Genomic DNA, 19,202 nt, shown 5'->3' with positions numbered 1-19,202 from the left:
CAAGCCCGCGAGCCTAGCCGAGGGTGATGACAGATTTGCGACAAAGGGGCTGTCATCCAAGCGTCACCATAACTTCATGGAGATGACACCGAGCCTACATAGCCTGAGTTTGGACAAACAAGTCGACCGGCCGGAACGTGGCTGGCACTCGGAGATTCGCCATGACTCAGATCGCCCGCATCAGCGACACCGGCAATGAACGCCGTCTGCAAGCCGAACGCCTGGTTGGCGCACAAGCGTTGCAGGAAGCCCAGGCCCTGCGGTTCAACGTATTCAGCGGCGAGTTCAACGCCAAGCTGAAAGGCGCGGAACTGGGTCTGGACATGGATGACTATGATGTTCACTGCAGCCACATCGGCGTGCGGGATTTGAACAGCGGACGACTCGTCGCCACCACCCGTTTGCTCGACCACCAGGCTGCCAGCACCTTGGGCCGGTTCTACAGCGAAGAAGAATTCAGCCTGCACGGCTTGCTGCACCTGCAAGGCCCAATCCTGGAAATCGGCCGCACCTGCGTCGACCCGGCCTACCGTAACGGAGGCACCATCGCTGTGCTGTGGGGCGAGTTGGCTGAAGTCCTCAACCAAGGCGGCTATAGCTATTTGATGGGCTGCGCGAGCATCCCGATGCACGACGGCGGCATCCAGGCCCACGCAATCATGCAGCGCCTGCGCGAACGCTACCTGTGCAACGAACACCTGCGCGCCGAACCGAAAAAACCGCTGCCGGCGCTGGACCTGCCGACCAACGTAATCGCGGAGATGCCTCCGCTGCTCAAGGCCTACATGCGCCTGGGCGCAAAGATCTGCGGCGAGCCGTGCTGGGATGAAGATTTCCAGGTGGCCGACGTGTTCATCCTGCTCAAGCGCGATGAGTTGTGCCCGCGTTATGCGCGCCACTTCAAGGCGGCCATGTGATGAGCCGCCTGCGCGTGTACGGGCGCATTGCCCGCGTGCTGGTGGTCGTGGCGCTGGGTTTAAGCATGGCCAGTGTGTTTGGTGTGTTCGAGCGCTTGGGCATCGCCAACTCCATGGTGCGGCGCCAGCGTTGGTCGCGATTCTTTATGGCGCGGCTGACCAACGCCCTGCCCTTTCGCGTGACCGTGCACGGTGAGTTGCCGACGCAGCCGATGCTGTGGGTGAGCAATCACGTGTCCTGGACCGATATTCCGTTGCTGGGCGCGGTGGCGCCAATGTCGTTCCTGTCCAAGGCGGAAGTGCGCACCTGGCCGGTGGCGGGATGGTTGGCAGCCAAGGCCGGTAGCCTGTTTATCCGTCGTGGTTCGGGCGACAGCCAGTTGATCCGCAAGCAGATGACCCGTCACCTGGAACAACAGCATCCATTGCTGATGTTCCCCGAAGGCACCACCACCGACGGGCGCAGCCTGCGTACCTTCCACGGACGCTTGCTGGCCAGTGCGATTGATGCGGACGTGGCGCTGCAACCGGTGGCGATTCGTTATCTGCGCGATGGGCAAGTGGACCCATTGGCACCGTTTATTGGCGATGATGATTTGCTGTCGCACCTGATGCGCTTGTTCGGCAATGATCAGGGCGATGTGGAGATCCATGTGCTCAAGCCGATTGCCTGCGCCGGGCAGGAACGCGCGGCGCTGGCGCATCAGGCGCAGCAGGCGGTGCAGAGGGCGTTGTTTGGGCCGGTGCCGGAGACTGAACAAGTAGCGACGCGACCAGCCTTTGCCGCGTGATATGAGCCAGACACTTTTCCAAATGTGGGAGGGGGCTTGCTCCCGATAGCAGTGGATCAGCCAGCATCAGTGGTGGCTGGCACACCGTAATCGGGAGCAAGCCCCCTCCCACATTTAGCTTTGTGTTGTCAGGTGGTTATGCGCGAAGGCTTGCAGTTCGGGGTAGAAAATCCGGAAGTCTTCACTCAACGGCTCATACAACTCACGCAATTCCTGCATCGCAAACCCTAATTCCTGGGGTTGTGTCAGCCGTCGCGAAATCCCCCGCAACACCTGCTCCATCACCGCAAACTCGCGGTACGACCCCAACCAATCATCCGCCGCCATATACGGCGCAATCTGCGCCAAGCGCCCCGGTAACTGCGGTTCTGCCGCCAGCACGCGGTACACCTGCGAGGTGAAGTGGTCCAGGGGCTGGTCGGCGTACAGCGCCCAGTCCCGCGCCAGGCAGTGATCGAAAAACACGTCGAGGACGATTCCCGCATAACGCCTGCGGGTGAGGCTGAAACGCGACAACGCCTCTCCCACCCGCGGGTGACTGTCGGTGAAGCGGTCGATGGAGCGATGCAGCTGGATCGCCGTTTCGATGGGCGGGCTGAACTGGCCCTGCAGGCGACCTTTGACGAAATCGCCATAGAGGCTGCCCAGCAGTTGTGCAGGAAGTTGGCCGCCCAGGTGCAGATGTGCGAGATAATTCATGGCGCGCAGTCTAGCACTGCCGTCAACGTATCGTTATAACCCGATATACCGATTTGGACTGAGTTAAGACCAAAATCATATTGGTATATCGAGATATAACGATTTAAGGTTCGCCTCATCGCGATATAACGCTTTACGACACTGAGCACCTGCCATGTCCATCGACCTCGACGAAATAATAAAAGCCCTGGCGCACCCAGTACGACGAGACATCCTCACCTGGCTCAAAGACCCGAAAGTGCAATTCCCCGAGCAACTGCACAACCACGAATACGGCATCTGTGCCGGGCAGATCGACCAACGCTGCGGCTTGTCCCAGTCGACCGTGTCGGCCCATCTGGCCACCTTGCAACGGGCGGGTTTGATCAGCAGCCAGAAGGCCGGGCAGTGGCACTTCTTCAAACGCAACGAGGAAACCATCCAGGCCTTCCTTGCGGCGCTCACCACAGAACTCAGCGCTGACGACAACGCAGCGCTGTAACAAGGAAACCCAAATGCCCCTCTCGCTACTCATACTGGCCCTGAGCGCCTTCGCCATCGGCACCACCGAGTTCGTCATCATGGGCCTGTTGCCCGATGTGGCGGCAGACCTCGGCGTGTCGATCCCCGGCGCCGGCTGGCTGGTCACCGGTTATGCCTTGGGCGTGGCCATTGGCGCGCCCTTCATGGCACTGGCCACCGCCAAGCTGCCGCGCAAGGCCGCACTGGTAGCGTTGATGGGCATCTTTATTGTCGGCAACCTGCTCTGCGCCCTGGCCAGCGACTACAACGTGCTGATGTTTGCCCGCGTGGTTACCGCGCTATGCCATGGCGCGTTCTTCGGGATCGGCTCGGTGGTGGCGGCCAACCTGGTGCCAGCCAACAAACGCGCTTCGGCCGTGGCATTGATGTTCACTGGTTTGACCCTCGCCAACGTACTCGGCGTGCCGCTGGGCACCGCGCTGGGCCAGGAAGCCGGCTGGCGCTCGACCTTCTGGGCGGTGACGGTGATTGGTGTGGTGGCGTTGATCGGCCTGATCCGCTTCCTGCCAGCCAAGCGTGACGAAGAAAAACTCGACATGCGCGCCGAACTGGCCGCCCTCAAAGGTGCCGGCATCTGGTTGTCGCTGAGCATGACTGCGCTGTTCGCAGCATCGATGTTCACCCTCTTCACCTATGTTGCGCCGCTGCTCGGCGATGTCACCGGCGTGACACCCAAAGGCGTGACCTGGACCCTGCTGTTGATCGGCCTGGGCCTCACCGTGGGCAACATCATCGGCGGCAAACTGGCCGACAAACGCCTGGCCGCAACCTTGATCGGTGTGTTTATCAGCATGGCGGAGGTATCCACCGCACTGAGCTGGACCAGCGTCGCGGTGATCCCGACTGAAATCACGCTGTTCCTGTGGGCCACCGCGTCGTTTGCCGCAGTCCCTGCGTTGCAGATCAACGTGGTGACCTTCGGCAAGGCCGCACCGAACCTGGTGTCCACCCTGAACATCGGCGCCTTCAACATCGGCAACGCCCTCGGCGCCTGGGTCGGCGGCAGCGTGATCGCCCACGGCTTCGGCCTGACCAGCGTGCCTCTGGCGGCAGCGGCCCTGGCGATCCTGGCGCTGCTGGTAACCCTGATTACTTTCCGTCAGGGCGGCGATGCCGACCTGGCCCCTGCGACCAACTGATCAACTTCAGAGAGAAGGGTGTTTTCCCATGACGACTATTTTCGATCCGATCACACTGGGCGACCTGGAACTGTCGAACCGCATCATCATGGCGCCGCTGACCCGCTGCCGCGCTGATGAAGGCCGCGTACCCAACGCACTGATGGCTGAGTACTACGTGCAACGTGCGTCCGCCGGGCTGATCCTCAGTGAAGCCACCTCCGTGACCCCGCTGGGCGTGGGCTACCCGGACACCCCAGGCATCTGGTCCAACGACCAAGTGCGCGGCTGGGCCAACGTGACCAAGGCAATTCACGGCGCGGGCGGCAAGATCTTCCTGCAACTGTGGCATGTGGGTCGTATCTCCCATGAGTCCTACCTGAACGGCGAAACTCCGGTGGCGCCGAGTGCGATCCAGCCAAAAGGCCACGTCAGCCTGGTTCGCCCACTGGCCGACTACCCTACCCCGCGCGCCCTGGAAACAGCTGAAATCGCCGACATCATCGACGCCTACCGCACCGGTGCCGAAAACGCCAAGGCCGCTGGTTTTGACGGCGTGGAAATCCACGGCGCCAACGGCTACCTGCTCGACCAGTTCCTGCAAAGCAGCACCAACCAGCGCACCGACAACTACGGCGGCTCCCTGGAAAACCGTGCGCGCCTGCTGCTGGAAGTGACCGACGCAGCCATCGAAGTCTGGGGCGCCGGGCGTGTGGGTGTGCATTTGGCACCGCGTGCCGACTCCCACGACATGGGCGACGATAACCTCGCGGAAACCTTCACCTACGTCGCCAGCGAACTGGGCAAACGTGGCATCGCCTTTATCTGCTCCCGTGAAAAAGAAGGCGCGGACAGCCTCGGCCCACAACTGAAAAAAGCGTTCGGCGGCGTATACATCGCCAACGAACGCTTTACCAAAGACCGCGCCAATGCCTGGCTGGCCGAGGGCAAAGCGGATGCGGTGGCTTGGGGCGTACCATTCATTGCCAACCCGGATCTGCCAGCACGTCTGAAGGCCGATGCGCCGCTCAACGAAGCACACCCGGAAACCTTCTACGGCAAGGGGCCGGTGGGTTACATCGACTACCCGACCCTGCCGCTTTAATCGGCCGAAACTAAAACCAGATGAGAAAGGGGGCTTGCCCCCGATGGCGGTGCGTCAGTCACTGTATGTGTTGACTGAACCACTGCCATCGGGGGCAAGCCCCCTTTCACGTTGTTGGCGGCCTACAGGTTCTGGCTACATTGCTTCACAGAACCGCAACAAAATCCCTACAAAATACTTAGGCGGCTACCTATCAACCGCCCACCAGCCCGTATATAAAGTCATCCCACCAATCAGGCAGAAGGACGATTGACCGTCCTTAAGCTTTACTGTTGACACAACCTGATGCAATTACGCATTTTGTTTCAATTGCGCAGGCTCGGGCTCAGACGCAGCATGTCTAGCCCTGCATCTACCCAGCGCTCGGCTTCCTGATGCAATTGGAAGCTGTCGGGGACCAACAGCCACTGGCCAATCAGCCCGTTGATGTAGGCATGCATGCAAACGGCACCGCGGGTGGTATCGAGGTTTTCCGGAAGTTGCCCGCGATGGACCGCATTACGCAGAGTCAGGCCGATGCGCAGATTGCATTCCAGACTGTGGGTCTGGCGCTGGCGGCGCATGTCGCACATTTCATCGGTGAATTCGCACTTATGAAACAGAATCTCATTGATGCGGCGGGTTTTCGGGTCCAGGGCCACTTGATGAAACAGATGAATCAGCAGCTTGCGCATGCACCCCAGTGGATCGAGTTCGTCCTCGCTCTCACTGGCCCTGGCCAATTCGTCCAGCGGCTCATGCAAAGTGTCGAGCAGCGCCTGCAACAGGTCGGACTTATTGCTGAAGTGCCAGTAAATCGCGCCCCGCGTCACGCCGGCCAACGCGGCGATGTCCGCCAGCGTCGTACGCGCGACGCCGCGATCGTAAAAGGCTTGCTCGGCGGCTTGAAGAATTTGGCTGCGCGTTTCCTGAGCTTCCTCTTTAGTGCGACGAACCATGGCAGTAGAACCTCAATCAGGACACTTGAGACTATCGTTAACGCAATGTTAATAGACGCGAACGATCATCTGAATATTTGTGGGACGACACCGTCATGGGTGCCGAACGTAATGGAATCGAGGCTTCGGGTGTTGCTTTGTCAACATTGCGCGAAGCCTGTCAAGAGTTTACAAACAACCATGAACGTAAGTATATTGCGTAGCAAGCTACTTATCTACTCACAGCCTGTTTTTTACCCTTCCACCCTTCTTGTGCGCACCCTGCGCGCCTGACCCGAGGATCTTCATGCAACTTAAGCCAGCTGTTACCGCTCTGGTCACTGCCGTCGCCCTGGCATCGCTGCTCAGCGGATGTAAAAAGGAAGAAGCGGCTCCGCCCGCTCAAATCCCTCAGGTCGGCGTGGTCACCCTTCAACCGCAAGCCTTTACTCTGACATCCGAGCTACCAGGCCGCACCACCGCCTACCGCATCGCGGAAGTTCGCCCTCAGGTCAACGGCATTATCCTCAAGCGTCTGTACAAAGAAGGCGCCGACGTGAAGGAAGGCCAGCAGCTGTATCAGATCGATCCGTCGGTCTATGAGGCCACCCTGAAAAGCGCACAAGCCACGCTGACCCAGACCAAGTCCATCACCGATCGCTACAAGCAGTTGGTTGATGAACAAGCCGTCAGCCGTCAGGAATACGACACCGCTGTCGCGAACCGCATGACTGCCGAAGCAAACGTTCAAACCGCCCAGATCAATGTGCGCTACACCAAGGTGTACGCGCCGATTTCCGGGCGTATCGGCCGTTCTGCCGTCACCGAAGGCGCGCTGGTCAGCAATGGCCAGGCCGATGCGATGGCCGTGATTCAGCAACTGGACCCGATCTACGTCGACGTCACACAGTCGTCGGCTGAAATGCTGAAACTGCGCCGCGACCTGGAAAGCGGCCAGCTGGAAAAAGCCGGTGCGAATGCCGCCAAGGTCAAGTTGACCCTGGAAGACGGCAGCGATTACGGCCAGGACGGCAAGCTGGAGTTCTCCGAAGTCTCGGTCGACCAGACCACCGGCTCGGTCACCCTGCGCGCCGTGTTCCCTAACCCTGACCACACCCTGCTGCCGGGCATGTTCGTACACGCCCAATTGCAAGCCGGTGTGAACAGCAAGGCCATCCTGGCACCGCAGCAAGGCGTGACCCGTGATCTCAGGGGTATTCCAACAGCGCTGATCGTCAACGCCGACAACAAGGTCGAGCAGCGTGAACTGGTGGCCAACCGCACCGCCGGCGCCTACTGGCTGGTGGAAAAAGGCCTGAACGCCGGGGACCGCCTGATCACCGAAGGGCTGCAGTACGTCAAGCCGGGCGCTGAGGTCAAGGTCAAGGACGCTGACAACGCCAAGCCCGCAGGTTCCGCTGCTGCTCCTGCTGCCGCTGCTGGCAAAGGGGAGTAATCCATGTCGAAATTTTTTATCGACCGTCCCATTTTCGCCTGGGTAATTGCCCTGGTGATCATGCTGGTCGGGGCACTTTCGATCATGAAGTTGCCCATCAACCAGTATCCGGCCATTGCGCCGACCGCCATTGATATTCAGGTGACCTACCCAGGCGCGTCCGCACAAACCGTGCAGGACACCGTGGTACAGGTCATCGAGCAACAGCTCAACGGTATCGACAACCTGCGTTATGTTTCCTCGGACAGCAACTCCGACGGCAGCATGACGATTACCGTGACGTTCAACCAGGGCACTAACCCGGACATCGCCCAGGTTCAGGTGCAGAACAAGCTGAACCTGGCGACCCCACTGCTGCCGCAAGAAGTGCAGCAGCAGGGTATCCGCGTGACCAAGTCGGTGAAGAACTTCCTGATGGTAATCGGTCTGGTGTCGGAAGACGGCAGCATGACCAAGGACGACCTCTCCAACTACATCGTCTCGAACATCCAGGACCCGATTTCACGGACCGCTGGTGTGGGTGACTTCCAGGTGTTCGGTTCGCAGTACGCCATGCGTATATGGCTTGACCCGGCAAAGCTGAACAATTACCAGCTTACGCCGGTGGATGTCAGCACGGCGATTTCCGCACAGAACGTACAGGTGGCCACCGGCCAACTGGGCGGCCTGCCTGCCCTGCCCGGCACCCAGTTGAACGCCACGATCATCGGCAAGACCCGCCTGCAGACGGCCGAGCAGTTCGGCAATATCCTGATGAAGGTCAATACCGACGGTTCACAGGTACGCCTGAAGGATGTCGCCCGTATTGAGCTGGGTGGCCAGAACTACAGCATTGCTGCGCAGTTCAACGGCAAGCCCGCTTCGGGTATGGCGATCAAGCTGGCGTCGGGCGCCAACGCGCTGGACACCGGCAAAGCCATCCGCGCTACTGTGGCGTCGCTCGAACCGTTCTTCCCGCCTGGCATGAAGGCCGTGGTGCCCTATGACACCACGCCTGTAGTGACCGAATCGATCTCCGGTGTCGTCGACACCCTGGTCGAAGCGATCGTGCTGGTGTTCCTGGTGATGTTCCTGTTCCTGCAGAACTTCCGCGCCACCATCATCACCACCATGACGGTGCCGGTGGTATTGCTGGGTACCTTCGGGATCCTGGCCGCGTTTGGCTTCACCATCAACACCCTGACCATGTTCGGCATGATCCTGGCCATCGGCTTGCTGGTGGACGATGCCATCGTGGTGGTCGAAAACGTTGAGCGGGTAATGGCCGAGGAGCACTTATCGCCGAAAGACGCGACGATCAAATCCATGGGCCAGATCCAGGGCGCCCTGGTGGGTATTGCCCTCGTACTGTCGGCGGTACTGTTGCCGATGGCGTTCTTCGGTGGATCCACCGGTGTGATCTACAAACAGTTCTCCATCACCATTGTCTCGGCGATGGCGCTGTCGGTACTGGTTGCCCTGATCTTCACCCCGGCCTTGTGCGCCACCATGCTCAAGCCGATCGACCCCGAGAAGCACGGCCAACCCAAGCGTGGTTTCTTCGGCTGGTTCAACCGCACCTTCGACCGTGGCGTACTGAGCTACGAGCGCGGCGTGGGCAACATGATCAAGCACAAGATCCCGGCGTTCCTGGTGTACGCGCTGATCATCGCCGGCATGATCTGGCTGTTCATGCGCATCCCTGCTGCGTTCCTGCCCGATGAAGACCAGGGCGTGATCTTTGCCCAGGTGCAGACACCAGTCGGCTCTTCGGCTGAACGGACGCAAAAAGTCATCGACGATATGCGCGCGTTCCTTCTCAACGACAAGGAAGGCGAGCCGGGCGAAGGCAAAGGCGTGAAATCGGTGTTTACCGTGAACGGCTTCAACTTCGCCGGTCGTGGCCAGAGTTCGGGCCTGGCCTTCGTGATGCTCAAACCGTGGGGCGAGCGTGATGCTTCCACCTCGGTATTCGAGATCGCCAAGCGCGCCCAGGGCTACTTCATGCAGACCTTCAAGGACGCCATGGTATTTGCCATCGTTCCGCCGTCTGTACTGGAACTGGGTAACGCCACCGGCTTCGACGTGTTCCTGCAAGACCAAGGCGGTGTCGGCCATGACAAACTGATGGCGGCACGTAACCAGTTCCTGGGTATGGCAGCACAAAGCAAGATCCTGGCAGGTGTGCGCCCTAACGGCGTGAACGATGAGCCGCAGTACGAACTCACCGTTGACGACGAAAGGGCCAGTGCCCAAGGCATCACCCTGTCGAGCATCAACCAGACCCTGGCGATTGCCTTGGGTGGTAGCTACGTCAACGACTTCATCGACCGTGGTCGGGTGAAGAAGGTGTACGTGCAAGGTGAAGCCGCCAGCCGGATGTCCCCGGAAGACCTGAACAAATGGTTCGTGCGCAGCGACTCCGGGAAGATGGTGCCGTTGTCGTCCATCGCCTCGGGCAAGTGGATCTTCGGTTCGCCAAAACTCTCGCGTTACAACGGTGTGGCGGCGATGGAAATCCTCGGTACGCCAGCACCGGGTTACAGTACCGGTGACGCCATGGCCGAAGTCGAACGCATCGCTAAGCAATTGCCAGCGGGCGTGGGCTACGCCTGGACGGGCCTGTCGTATGAAGAACGCCTCTCCGGCTCCCAGGCGCCGGCGTTGTATGCGCTGTCGCTGCTGGTGGTGTTCCTGTGCCTCGCGGCACTGTACGAAAGCTGGTCGATCCCGATCGCAGTGATCCTGGTGGTTCCGCTCGGCGTGGTGGGTGCGTTGATCGCCACCAGCATGCGCGGCTTGTCCAACGACGTGTTCTTCCAGGTGGGCTTGCTGGTGACGGTGGGTCTGGCGGCGAAGAACGCCATCCTGATCGTGGAGTTCGCCAAAGAGCTCCACGAACAAGGCAAAGGCATTGTCGAGTCCGCCATCGAAGCATCGCGTATGCGCTTGCGTCCGATCATCATGACCTCCATGGCGTTCGTCCTCGGCGTACTGCCGCTGGCGATCTCATCGGGCGCCGGTTCAGGCAGCCAGCACGCGATCGGTACCGGCGTAATTGGCGGTATGATCACGGCCACTGTCCTGGCGATCTTCTGGGTGCCACTGTTCTTTGCAACCGTGTCCGCCGCGGGCGAGCGTAAAAAGACTGAACCTAAGCAAACTCCTAAAGAGGCTGGCCAATGAGCAAGTCGCTACTTTCCCTAGCCGTCACCGCCTTCGTGCTCAGTGGCTGCTCGCTGATACCTGACTACCAGCGCCCCGAAGCGCCGGTGGCGGCACAGTTCCCGCAGGGGCCGGCGTATTCGCCAGCCCAGGCGCCGAACCAAGCCGCTGCCGAGCAGGGCTGGAGGCAGTTTTTCCATGACCCTGCCCTGCAACAGCTGATCAAGACTGCGCTGGAAAACAACCGTGACCTGCGCGTTGCTGCCCTGAACATCGATGCCTATGCCGCGCAGTACCAGATCCAGCGCGCCGATCTGTTCCCGGCCGTATCGGCCACGGGCAGCGGCAGCCGTTCGCGTACGCCGGCCAAGCTGTCGCAGACCGGTGAAGCGACCATCGCCAGCCAGTACTCGGCTGGCTTGGGGATCAGTTCCTACGAGCTGGACCTGTTCGGCCGTGTCCGCAGCCTGAGTGAAGAAGCGCTGCAGAAGTACTTCGCCACCGAAGAAGCGCGGCGCAGCACCCAGATCAGCCTGGTGGCCAGTGTGGCCAATGCCTACCTGACCTGGCAGGCCGACAAGGAACTGCTCAAGCTCACCCAGGACACCCTGGGCGCGTTCGAGCAGAGCTTCAAACTGACCTCGCGCAGCAACGAAGTCGGCGTGGCCTCGGCCCTCGATCTCAGCCAGGCCCGCACGTCGGTGGAAAACGCCCGCGTGCAACTGGCGCGTTATACCCGCCAGGTGGCCCAGGACGAAAACAGCCTGACCCTGCTGCTGGGCACCGGCCTGCCGGCGAATATCGCCAGCAAGCCACTGTCGGATGACCTGCTCAGCGACGTGCCGGCCGGGTTGCCATCGGACCTGCTGCAACGTCGTCCCGACATCGTGCAGGCCGAGTACAACCTCAAGGCGGCCAACGCCAACATCGGCGCGGCCCGTGCAGCGTTCTTCCCGAGCATCACCCTGACGGCCAGTGCGGGCACCGCAAGCCCGACCCTGGGCGGTCTGTTCAAAGGCGGTTCGGGCACGTGGTCGTTTGCACCGCAGATCAACATCCCGATCTTCAACGCTGGTAGCCTGCGCGCAAGCCTGGACTACTCGAAGATCCAGAAAGAGATCAACGTGGCGAACTACGAGAAAGCCATCCAGACCGGCTTCCAGGAAGTCTCCGACGGCCTCGCCGCCCGTGAGACCTACAAGCAGCAACTGGATGCCCAGCGTGGCTTCGTCGGGGCCAACCAGGATTACTACCGCCTGGCTGAGCGTCGCTACCGCATTGGTGTCGACAGCAACCTGACCTTCCTTGACGCACAACGCCAGCTGTTCAGTGCCCAGCAATCGCTGATCACCGACCGCCTGGCGCAGCTGACCAGCGAGGTCAACCTGTACAAGGCCCTCGGCGGCGGCTGGAACGAGCAGACGGCGAAGAATGAGCCGTTGAAAGAAGAAGCACCGGCGTTGAAGTTGTTCTGATCACGCTGAACTAAAAAACCGCTTCCTTGCCGGGAAGCGGTTTTTTTATGCCTAACGTTTCATTGAGATCTGGCGTCTGTCTCACGCGTTCGCTTCACTGACTTGAATCTGGAATACAAGACTTTCAACCTTATATTCTGAGCCACCCGCAGTCACTGAAAACTCAAACTCACATTGACACCAGAATCCTTCTTCGGAATCGTGAGTACGCAGAACTCGAAATTCTCCGGTGGGGTCAGAAAAGCTACCTGAGAATTCAGGCCGCAATATAAAAAATGTGTCAACACTGCCTGCCTGACGCTTCCGGCCATCAATTCCGGTTATCGGATAATTGGTGTAGGCCTTCAATTCATCGCCACGAAATTCAAGCGTTGCGCGCGTGGAGCCATTTCGTGGCGTGCACTGTATGAAGAAGCTCAAGTCCGGGTATCTGACAAAGTAAATATTCCCCAAATCTATGACTTCGTATCCCCCATTCACCCTGACCGCAATCTCACAAAACGTTGGAATCGGTGCAAGCGCTGCCTCAGTGCTGCCTTTTGACGCCTTTTCAAACGTACCGCCCACCGGCGTCCCCCCTGCCGCAAAGGCTGAAAGTTCAAGGGTCTGGCAACTAACTTCCATCTCTGGTTTGCCATCGGGTTTGAAATAGATCGAAAAACGCAGACTTAGGGTTGTATTGCCAACATCGCTACGCTCAATGCGCTCAACCGTCAGAAAACCCGAATAATCAGCCGGGAAATACTCAACATAGCCTTCCAGGCCAAAGCTCGCTTTGATCCCCGGTGCTTGTGGGCCGATAGGGTAGGTCTGGCCTGTTTTCAGCTCACGGGCCTCAAGGGTCAATTCGTTTTTCGAACCAGGGTTGTCCTCAAGCCCCACGCGAATAAAGAATTGGAAGCCGTCGATATAGCTCACTTCATAGGTGTCGAAATTGATCGGGGTCGGCTCTTCGCCCTCAATAATCAAGTGGGCTTCAAATTTATCGGAAGACGTCAAATAGCTACCTATATCTGATCCAAAGCTCATGAGTTCTTCTCCTTGAGCATCTTAAAAAGCGACTGCCACCACCTTGAACATAAGCCCTTGCCCCTCGCCCTTCTACTGTCAACCCTGACAGTAGACTCCCCCAGCCATACCTCCGAAGCTGGCGAGTTGAGCGCGCCTTGCTTTCCCGACAACCTTTCAGGCTAAAATTGGTCACAGATTCTTACAGACCACAGAGGGAGCTTGTCGTAATGATCGTAGGAATCGACCTGGGAACCACCAACAGCCTCGCGGCCGTCTGGCGTGGGGATGCCGCTGAACTGGTGCCCAATGCCCTTGGCCAGTTGTTGACCCCAAGCGTGGTCGGGCTGGATGATCAAGGCCGTGTCCTGGTAGGCCAGGCCGCCAAAGAGCGCCTGCACACCCACCCGCACCTGACGACTTCGCTGTTCAAGCGCTACATGGGCAGCGCCACTGAAGTGCGTCTGGGTGATCGCTCGTTCCGCCCCGAAGAACTCTCGGCGCTGGTACTCAAGAGCATCAAGGAAGATATCGAACGTACCTACGGCCACCCCGTCACCGAAGCCGTCATCAGCGTGCCCGCCTACTTCAGCGATGGTCAGCGCAAAGCCACGCGCATCGCCGGTGAATTGGCGGGGCTCAATGTTGAAAAACTGATCAACGAACCCACCGCCGCCGCCCTCGCCTACGGCCTGCACCAGCGCGACAAAGAGACGTCATTCCTGGTCTTCGACCTAGGCGGCGGCACCTTTGACGTGTCGATCATCGAACTGTTCGACGGCGTAATGGAAGTACGTGCCAGTGCCGGCGACAACTTCCTCGGTGGCGAAGACTTCGACACCCTGCTGCTGGAACACTTCGTCGACAGCCAGCGTAATGCCGACGGTTTCCCGCCCACCAACAGCGTACTGCAGGCCCTGCGCCGCGAAGCCGAACGTGTGCGCAAAGCCCTGGGCCAGGACGACAGCGCCGAGTTCGCTCTGCGGGTCGATGGCCAACAGTGGGTGCAGACCATCACTCAACAGGAAATGGCCAAGCTCTACACACCGCTGCTGGAACGCCTGCGCGCACCGATTGAACGCGCCCTGCGCGATGCACGGATTCGCGTCAGCGACCTCGATGAAATCCTGCTGGTGGGCGGTACCACGCGCATGCCGCTGGTGCGCAAACTCGCCGCCGGATTGTTCGGGCGCTTCCCGTCGATCAGCCTCGACCCCGACCAAGTGGTCGCCCACGGCGCCGCGATCCAGGCCGCGCTCAAAGCCCGTTCCGCTGCGCTTGAAGAAGTCGTTCTGACCGACGTGTGCCCCTACACCTTGGGCATCGAAACCTCGAACCAGTACGGCGGCCATATCGAAAGCGGCCATTACCTGCCGTTGATCGAACGCAACAGCAGCGTACCGGTGAGCCGGGTCAAAAGCGTGGTGACGCTGCACGACAACCAGAGCCAGGTGCTGCTGAAGATCTACCAGGGCGAAAGCCGCCTGGTGAAAGACAACATCGAACTGGGCCAACTGGACATCGCGGTACCCAAGCGCAAGGGCGGTGAAGTCTCGCTGGACGTGCGCTTCACCTACGACAACAACGGCCTGCTGGAAGCCCAGGTGAGCATCCCCCTGACCGGCGAGCAGCACTCGCTGGTGATCGAAAACAACCCCGGCGTGCTCAGCCCGCAGGAAATCCAGCAACGCCTGCAAGCCCTGGCGCAGTTGAAAGTTCACCCGCGCGACCAGCAGGTCAACACCGTGCTCACCGCGCGCCTCGAACGGCTCTACCAGGAAAACCTCGGCGAGCTGCGTGAGCAACTCGGCCACTGGGCCGCACAGTTCCAGCAGATACTCGACACCCAGGACGAACGCCGCATCCGCGAGGCCCGCAGCGAACTGACCCGGCAACTTGAGCAGCTCGACAATGGGTTCTGGCGCTGAGGGCACACTCATGGATTGCTGGAGCGTGCTGCAACTGCCGGAAGACGCCGACGAACGTGCCATCAAGCGCAGCTATGCGCGGATGCTGAAAAACTGTCGTCCGGATGACGATGCCAAAGGCTTCCAGCGCCTGCGCGAAGCCTATGAACAAGCGCTGAGTGAAGTACGCTGGCGGGCTGATAACGAAGAGGAAGAACACGTCCAGGCGCCCGTGGCCGAAGCGGTCTACGGAATCCTGAATGACCTGACCAAACTGATGGACCTCAGCCCCGTCAGCCCTGCGCCCTTCGAGCCACTCACAACAGACCCAGCCCAGGCACTGCTCAATGGCCTCAACGCGCGTAACCTTGATGAACGCTGGGCCCAGGCTCAGCGACAGGGCTGCACCGATGCGTTCCAGGCCGGCCTGTTGCGCCATTGCTTCGAAGCACCGGGCGAACGCAGCGCCATCGCCGGTTGGGCCGCGCAACACCTGGAATGGCTGACCCCCTGGCAGCAGGTGGCAATGACGTCCTGGCAATACGAAGCGCTGACCGGCGAGCTGCTGCAAGACTACCGCCGCACCCTGCAGGAACTGCTGGAGCATAAGGCCGAGCGCGAATTCATCACCCAGCTCACGCAGTACAACGACCAACCCTGGCTGCAGGTGTTCGACCTGCAACAGCAGTGGCAGCGCATCGTCCTGCACCTGTTGCATGACACCCAATGGAGCGTGCCGCTGTTCGAGCGCGTGTGCCAGGCATTCGGTTGGGACGACCAGAAAGGCGTCTACCCGGAACCGGCGTGGATGTGGCGCGAATTGGTGTCGCGTTGCGAACAGGAAAGCTTCTACGCCAACCTGCAAGACAAGGCCCGGGACACGACATGGAAATCCGCCGACGCCATGGCGGCGCGCCTGTTGCTCACGCCAATGTCGGCGACGCAACAAAAACAGATGACGCAGAGCTTCGACAGTAATGCCTGGAACGCCTGCCAGCATCTGGCCGAAGTTCTGGCCTGGCGCTACCCGCAGTTGGTTGAGCGGCTTCCCCAGGCTAATGTATTTTTTTGGCGAGAATTCCTCCCCAGGCCGGTCTCCCATCGAAGTTGGATACGGGTATGGGGTGGCCTGGCGCTGGCAGCCGCCTTGGCCGTTTCCCCACATACAAAAATGGATAGGCTCAGCGACGCCGTCATTGTGGTGATACTGACCTTTGCTCCGGCCATTATCGGCATACGTGGCACTCAGTTGTGGGCTGTCTTGACATCACACCTGATCGTCCAGGACCTGTGGCTCAGCAAGCGCCTGCTGCCGTCACGGTTCAACCCTCATCAACACTGGCTGGTGCTGCGCCACGGCATTCCTCAAGTGGGCATGCTGCTGATGTTCGGCTTACTGCTGGGCGTGATGGGCATGCTGACGTACGTCGGAATGATCGGCATACATCTGTTTCACCGCAGGCGTATCGGCAAAGTGAATGAGTATGTCGAGCACTTTTACCCTTGGGTCAGCGGCTTGCATTGGGCGCACTGGAGTCCGCTGCAGGTGGCTTTCCTGGCCGTGATGGCAGCGGTCACCCTACTCTGCCAGAGGTACTTGCCAGAGATCCCGTGGACGAGCCTGCTCTACTTCCTCTGAACCATTGAACCGACGCCTTCCTCGCAAAGGGAGGCCCGGTAACTTGCGTTCGATCATCGCCCACAACCCGCCCGCCCCCGATTGAACCCCTCCCGCACCGCCCCGCACCATGGCCGCCACCTGCACAACCCCAATAACAACAGGTCCAACGCCATGAGCACGTTCCGTCCTTGCCAGCTTTTGCTGGCCACCGCTGTCGCCAGCCTTGCCCTTCCCGTCGTCGCCGAAGAACACGGTTTCCTGGAAGACGCCAGCGCCAACCTCAACCTGCGTAATTTCTTTATCAACCGCAATTTCACCAACCCAACCAAAACCCAGGGCGGCGCGCAGGAGTGGACGCAGAGTTTCATCCTCGACGCCAAGTCCGGCTTCACCCAAGGCACGGTGGGGTTCGGTATGGATGTGCTGGGGCTGTACTCGTTGAAGCTTGATGGCGGGCGCGGTACTGGCGGCACGCAGTTGCTGCCGCTGGATCATGACGGCCGGCCGGCGGATGAATTCGGGCGTCTCGGCGTTGCGTTCAAAGCGCGTATTTCGAAGACAGAAGTAAAGGTCGGGGAATGGATGCCTGTGCTACCGATCCTGCGTTCGGATGACGGCCGTTCCCTGCCGCAAACCCTGCGCGGCGGGCAGATCACGTCCAAGGAAATCGACGGCCTGACACTGTACGGCGGCCAGTTCCGCGCCAACAGCCCGCGCGACGACAGCAGCATGTCGGACATGTCGATGGTCGGCAAAACCGCTTTCACTTCGGACCGCTTCAACTTCCAGGGCGGCGAATACGCGTTCAACGACAAACGCACCCAGGTCGGCCTCTGGAATGCCCAGCTCAAGGACATCTACAGCCAACAATACGTCAACCTGACCCACAGCCAGCCACTCGGTGACTGGACCCTGGGCGCCAACCTCGGGTTCTTCTACGGCAAGGATGACGGCAGCGCCCGCGCAGGCGACTTGGACAACAAGACCTGGTCCGGCCTGTTCTCCGCCAAGTACGGCGGCAACACGTTCTATGTCGGCCTGCAAAAACTCACCGGCAACAACGCCTGGATGCGCGTCAACGGCACCAGCGGCGGCACCCTGGCCAACGATAGCTACAACTCCAGCTACGACAACGCTCAGGAAAAATCCTGGCAACTGCGCCACGACTACAACTTCGCCGCCGTCGGTGTGCCGGGGCTGACGCTGATGAACCGCTATATCAGCGGCAGCAACGTACACACAGGCACCATCACCGACGGTAAGGAATGGGGTCGCGAAAGTGAATTGGGCTACACCGTGCAAAGTGGCAGCCTGAAAAACCTGACGATGCGCTGGCGCAATTCGAGCATGCGTCGCGACTACAGCAACAACGAGTTTGACGAAAACCGGTTGATCGTCAGTTACCCGATAAGTCTGCTGTAATCCGGCGCGGCACTTACTGTATCGTGCGCGCCTGCCGCTGCTGATCCGCCCAGCAGCGGCCTCTTTTTCGAGCCCGCGCACACCATGAAATCCTTCGCCATCGCATCCGCCGTGCTGGCCCTGGCCGTGAGCCTCAGTGGCTGCATCGGCGCGCCTATCGCCCTGACGCCCCAGACCGAACAGCGCCTGCAAGCACAGGCGCCGATCCGTTTTCTGCTGACCTTCGATGACGGCCCCAGCGCCTCGGGTTACAACAACCCGAGCCGTTCGGTGGTGGCCGACCTGGCGCACAACCCGGTGTTGCCGGGAATCAAGGCCGTGTTTTTTTTACAGACCGAAGCGGCCCGTTCGGGCGGCAGTTCACGGGGTCGCAAGACCATGGAGCGTGAGTACGCGGGCGGTCATATTCTGGCGTTTCACACGGCCACGGCGTTCCATACCAACCACCGCTGGCTGAACAACGCCGAACTGGATAGCACCCTGGCCCAGGGTTCTGCCGATATCGCCTCGATCACCGGCGCACCACCGGTATTGGTCCGTCCGCCGTTCTGGAACTACGACCGCCGCACCTTCGCCGCCTACCAGCGCCATGGCATGCACGTTCTGCTGACCGACTTGAGCGCCAATGACGGCAAGATCTGGGGTTTCAACGGCAGCCCACGCCGCCGCGCCAACCTGTATCGACAACTGTCGGTCGTGCGCGAACGCATCGCGCTGGGGGAGTTGCCGACAGTGGACGGCGTGATACCGGTGGTGGTGACCTTCCACGACATCAACCGCTACACCGCGCGGCATATGCAGGAATACCTGCAGATCCTGCTGGACAGTGCCCAGGTCACCGGCATGAAGACCGCCGCCGAGCCGTTCTACACCGACCGTGGCGCACTCGAACGGGCAGCGCTGTCACGCACCGTGAAGGCTGTCAGTGAGGAAGTGCATTTACCGGGCGTGTGGAATTGGGTGTGGGACGCCGACTCCCACTGACCTTAAGCCGTGTGAAGAGCAAAAATGTGGGAGGGGGGGGGGGGGTGGGGGGGGGGGGGGGGGGGGGGGGGGGGGGGGGGGGGGGAAAGAACAGGGGGGGAAGAAAACCCCCCCCC

15 protein-coding genes are annotated in these 19,202 nt (G+C 60.3%); 12 read left to right on the top strand and 3 right to left on the bottom strand.

Annotated features, from left to right (window positions below):
- Positions 1-161: 161 nt before the first annotated feature.
- On the top strand, positions 162-917 hold the full coding sequence (gene olsB, locus ACEN2T_RS26575; protein ID WP_032888332.1) for an L-ornithine N(alpha)-acyltransferase: 756 nt from the start codon (positions 162-164) through the stop codon (positions 915-917).
- Entirely contained in the window at positions 917-1,708 is a 792-nt protein-coding gene (locus ACEN2T_RS26570; protein WP_032888334.1) for a lysophospholipid acyltransferase family protein, read from the top strand. The genes olsB and ACEN2T_RS26570 overlap by 1 nt, the downstream gene beginning before the upstream one ends.
- A 114-nt stretch (positions 1,709-1,822) precedes the next feature.
- Here ACEN2T_RS26570 and ACEN2T_RS26565 read toward each other — a convergent pair whose 3' ends face one another.
- Positions 1,823-2,407, bottom strand: a complete 585-nt coding sequence (locus ACEN2T_RS26565) for an acyl carrier protein phosphodiesterase (RefSeq protein WP_095184045.1) — start codon at positions 2,405-2,407, stop codon at positions 1,823-1,825.
- A gap of 154 nt (positions 2,408-2,561) precedes the next feature.
- Here ACEN2T_RS26565 and ACEN2T_RS26560 point away from each other — a divergent pair, with 154 nt between their 5' ends.
- From ACEN2T_RS26560 to ACEN2T_RS26550, 3 genes are read left to right on the top strand one after another with little or no spacing between them, the layout of a single operon-like run.
- Positions 2,562-2,888 (top strand): ArsR/SmtB family transcription factor, encoded by a 327-nt coding sequence (locus ACEN2T_RS26560; RefSeq protein ID WP_012722694.1) that lies wholly within the window; start codon positions 2,562-2,564, stop codon positions 2,886-2,888.
- 13 nt (positions 2,889-2,901) lie between these two features.
- Positions 2,902-4,068, top strand: a complete 1,167-nt coding sequence (locus tag ACEN2T_RS26555) for an MFS transporter (protein WP_442117809.1) — start codon at positions 2,902-2,904, stop codon at positions 4,066-4,068.
- A gap of 28 nt (positions 4,069-4,096) precedes the next feature.
- Positions 4,097-5,152: an alkene reductase gene (locus ACEN2T_RS26550; RefSeq protein WP_442117808.1), complete on the top strand. Its 1,056-nt coding sequence runs from the start codon at positions 4,097-4,099 to the stop codon at positions 5,150-5,152.
- Positions 5,153-5,457: 305 nt separating this feature from the next.
- Here ACEN2T_RS26550 and ACEN2T_RS26545 read toward each other — a convergent pair whose 3' ends face one another.
- Positions 5,458-6,090 (bottom strand): TetR family transcriptional regulator, encoded by a 633-nt coding sequence (locus ACEN2T_RS26545; RefSeq protein WP_032888346.1) that lies wholly within the window; start codon positions 6,088-6,090, stop codon positions 5,458-5,460.
- Between the two features lie 286 nt (positions 6,091-6,376).
- Here ACEN2T_RS26545 and ACEN2T_RS26540 point away from each other — a divergent pair, with 286 nt between their 5' ends.
- The 3 genes from ACEN2T_RS26540 to adeC are packed head-to-tail and all read left to right on the top strand — an operon-like array spanning position 6,377 to position 12,144.
- Positions 6,377-7,525 carry an efflux RND transporter periplasmic adaptor subunit gene (locus tag ACEN2T_RS26540; protein ID WP_032888349.1) on the top strand — a complete coding sequence of 383 codons (1,149 nt, stop codon included), beginning with the start codon at positions 6,377-6,379 and terminating at the stop codon, positions 7,523-7,525.
- 3 nt (positions 7,526-7,528) lie between these two features.
- Positions 7,529-10,690, top strand: a complete 3,162-nt coding sequence (locus tag ACEN2T_RS26535; protein WP_032888352.1) for an efflux RND transporter permease subunit — start codon at positions 7,529-7,531, stop codon at positions 10,688-10,690.
- Positions 10,687-12,144: an AdeC/AdeK/OprM family multidrug efflux complex outer membrane factor gene (gene adeC / locus ACEN2T_RS26530; protein ID WP_095184043.1), complete on the top strand. Its 1,458-nt coding sequence runs from the start codon at positions 10,687-10,689 to the stop codon at positions 12,142-12,144. Before ACEN2T_RS26535 ends, adeC begins: the two co-directional genes overlap by 4 nt.
- 81 nt (positions 12,145-12,225) lie before the next feature.
- Here the strand turns inward: adeC and ACEN2T_RS26525 are convergent, their stop codons facing one another.
- Complete coding sequence (locus ACEN2T_RS26525; RefSeq protein WP_122752603.1) at positions 12,226-13,173, bottom strand: hypothetical protein; 948 nt, start codon at positions 13,171-13,173, stop codon at positions 12,226-12,228.
- A 209-nt stretch (positions 13,174-13,382) separates the two neighbouring features.
- On the opposite strand from ACEN2T_RS26525, the gene ACEN2T_RS26520 reads away from it, so the two are divergent.
- The 4 genes from ACEN2T_RS26520 to ACEN2T_RS26505 all read left to right on the top strand — a co-directional run bounded on the left by ACEN2T_RS26520 (position 13,383) and on the right by ACEN2T_RS26505 (position 19,086).
- On the top strand, positions 13,383-15,080 hold the full coding sequence (locus ACEN2T_RS26520; RefSeq protein WP_442117807.1) for a molecular chaperone HscC: 1,698 nt from the start codon (positions 13,383-13,385) through the stop codon (positions 15,078-15,080).
- A gap of 10 nt (positions 15,081-15,090) precedes the next feature.
- Positions 15,091-16,698: a J domain-containing protein gene (locus ACEN2T_RS26515; RefSeq protein ID WP_442117806.1), complete on the top strand. Its 1,608-nt coding sequence runs from the start codon at positions 15,091-15,093 to the stop codon at positions 16,696-16,698.
- A 153-nt stretch (positions 16,699-16,851) separates the two neighbouring features.
- Positions 16,852-18,102 carry an OprD family porin gene (locus ACEN2T_RS26510; RefSeq protein ID WP_442117805.1) on the top strand — a complete coding sequence of 417 codons (1,251 nt, stop codon included), beginning with the start codon at positions 16,852-16,854 and terminating at the stop codon, positions 18,100-18,102.
- 84 nt (positions 18,103-18,186) lie between these two features.
- Entirely contained in the window at positions 18,187-19,086 is a 900-nt protein-coding gene (locus ACEN2T_RS26505; RefSeq protein WP_095184041.1) for a polysaccharide deacetylase family protein, read from the top strand.
- Positions 19,087-19,202 lie beyond the last annotated feature (116 nt).

It is taken from the genome of Pseudomonas sp. W22_MBD1_FP4, from assembly GCF_052113765.1.
GTDB classification, from domain to species: domain Bacteria; phylum Pseudomonadota; class Gammaproteobacteria; order Pseudomonadales; family Pseudomonadaceae; genus Aquipseudomonas; species Aquipseudomonas sivasensis.
The sequence above is the reverse complement of the archived record's forward strand: the minus strand, read 5'-3'. Positions and strand labels throughout refer to the sequence as shown.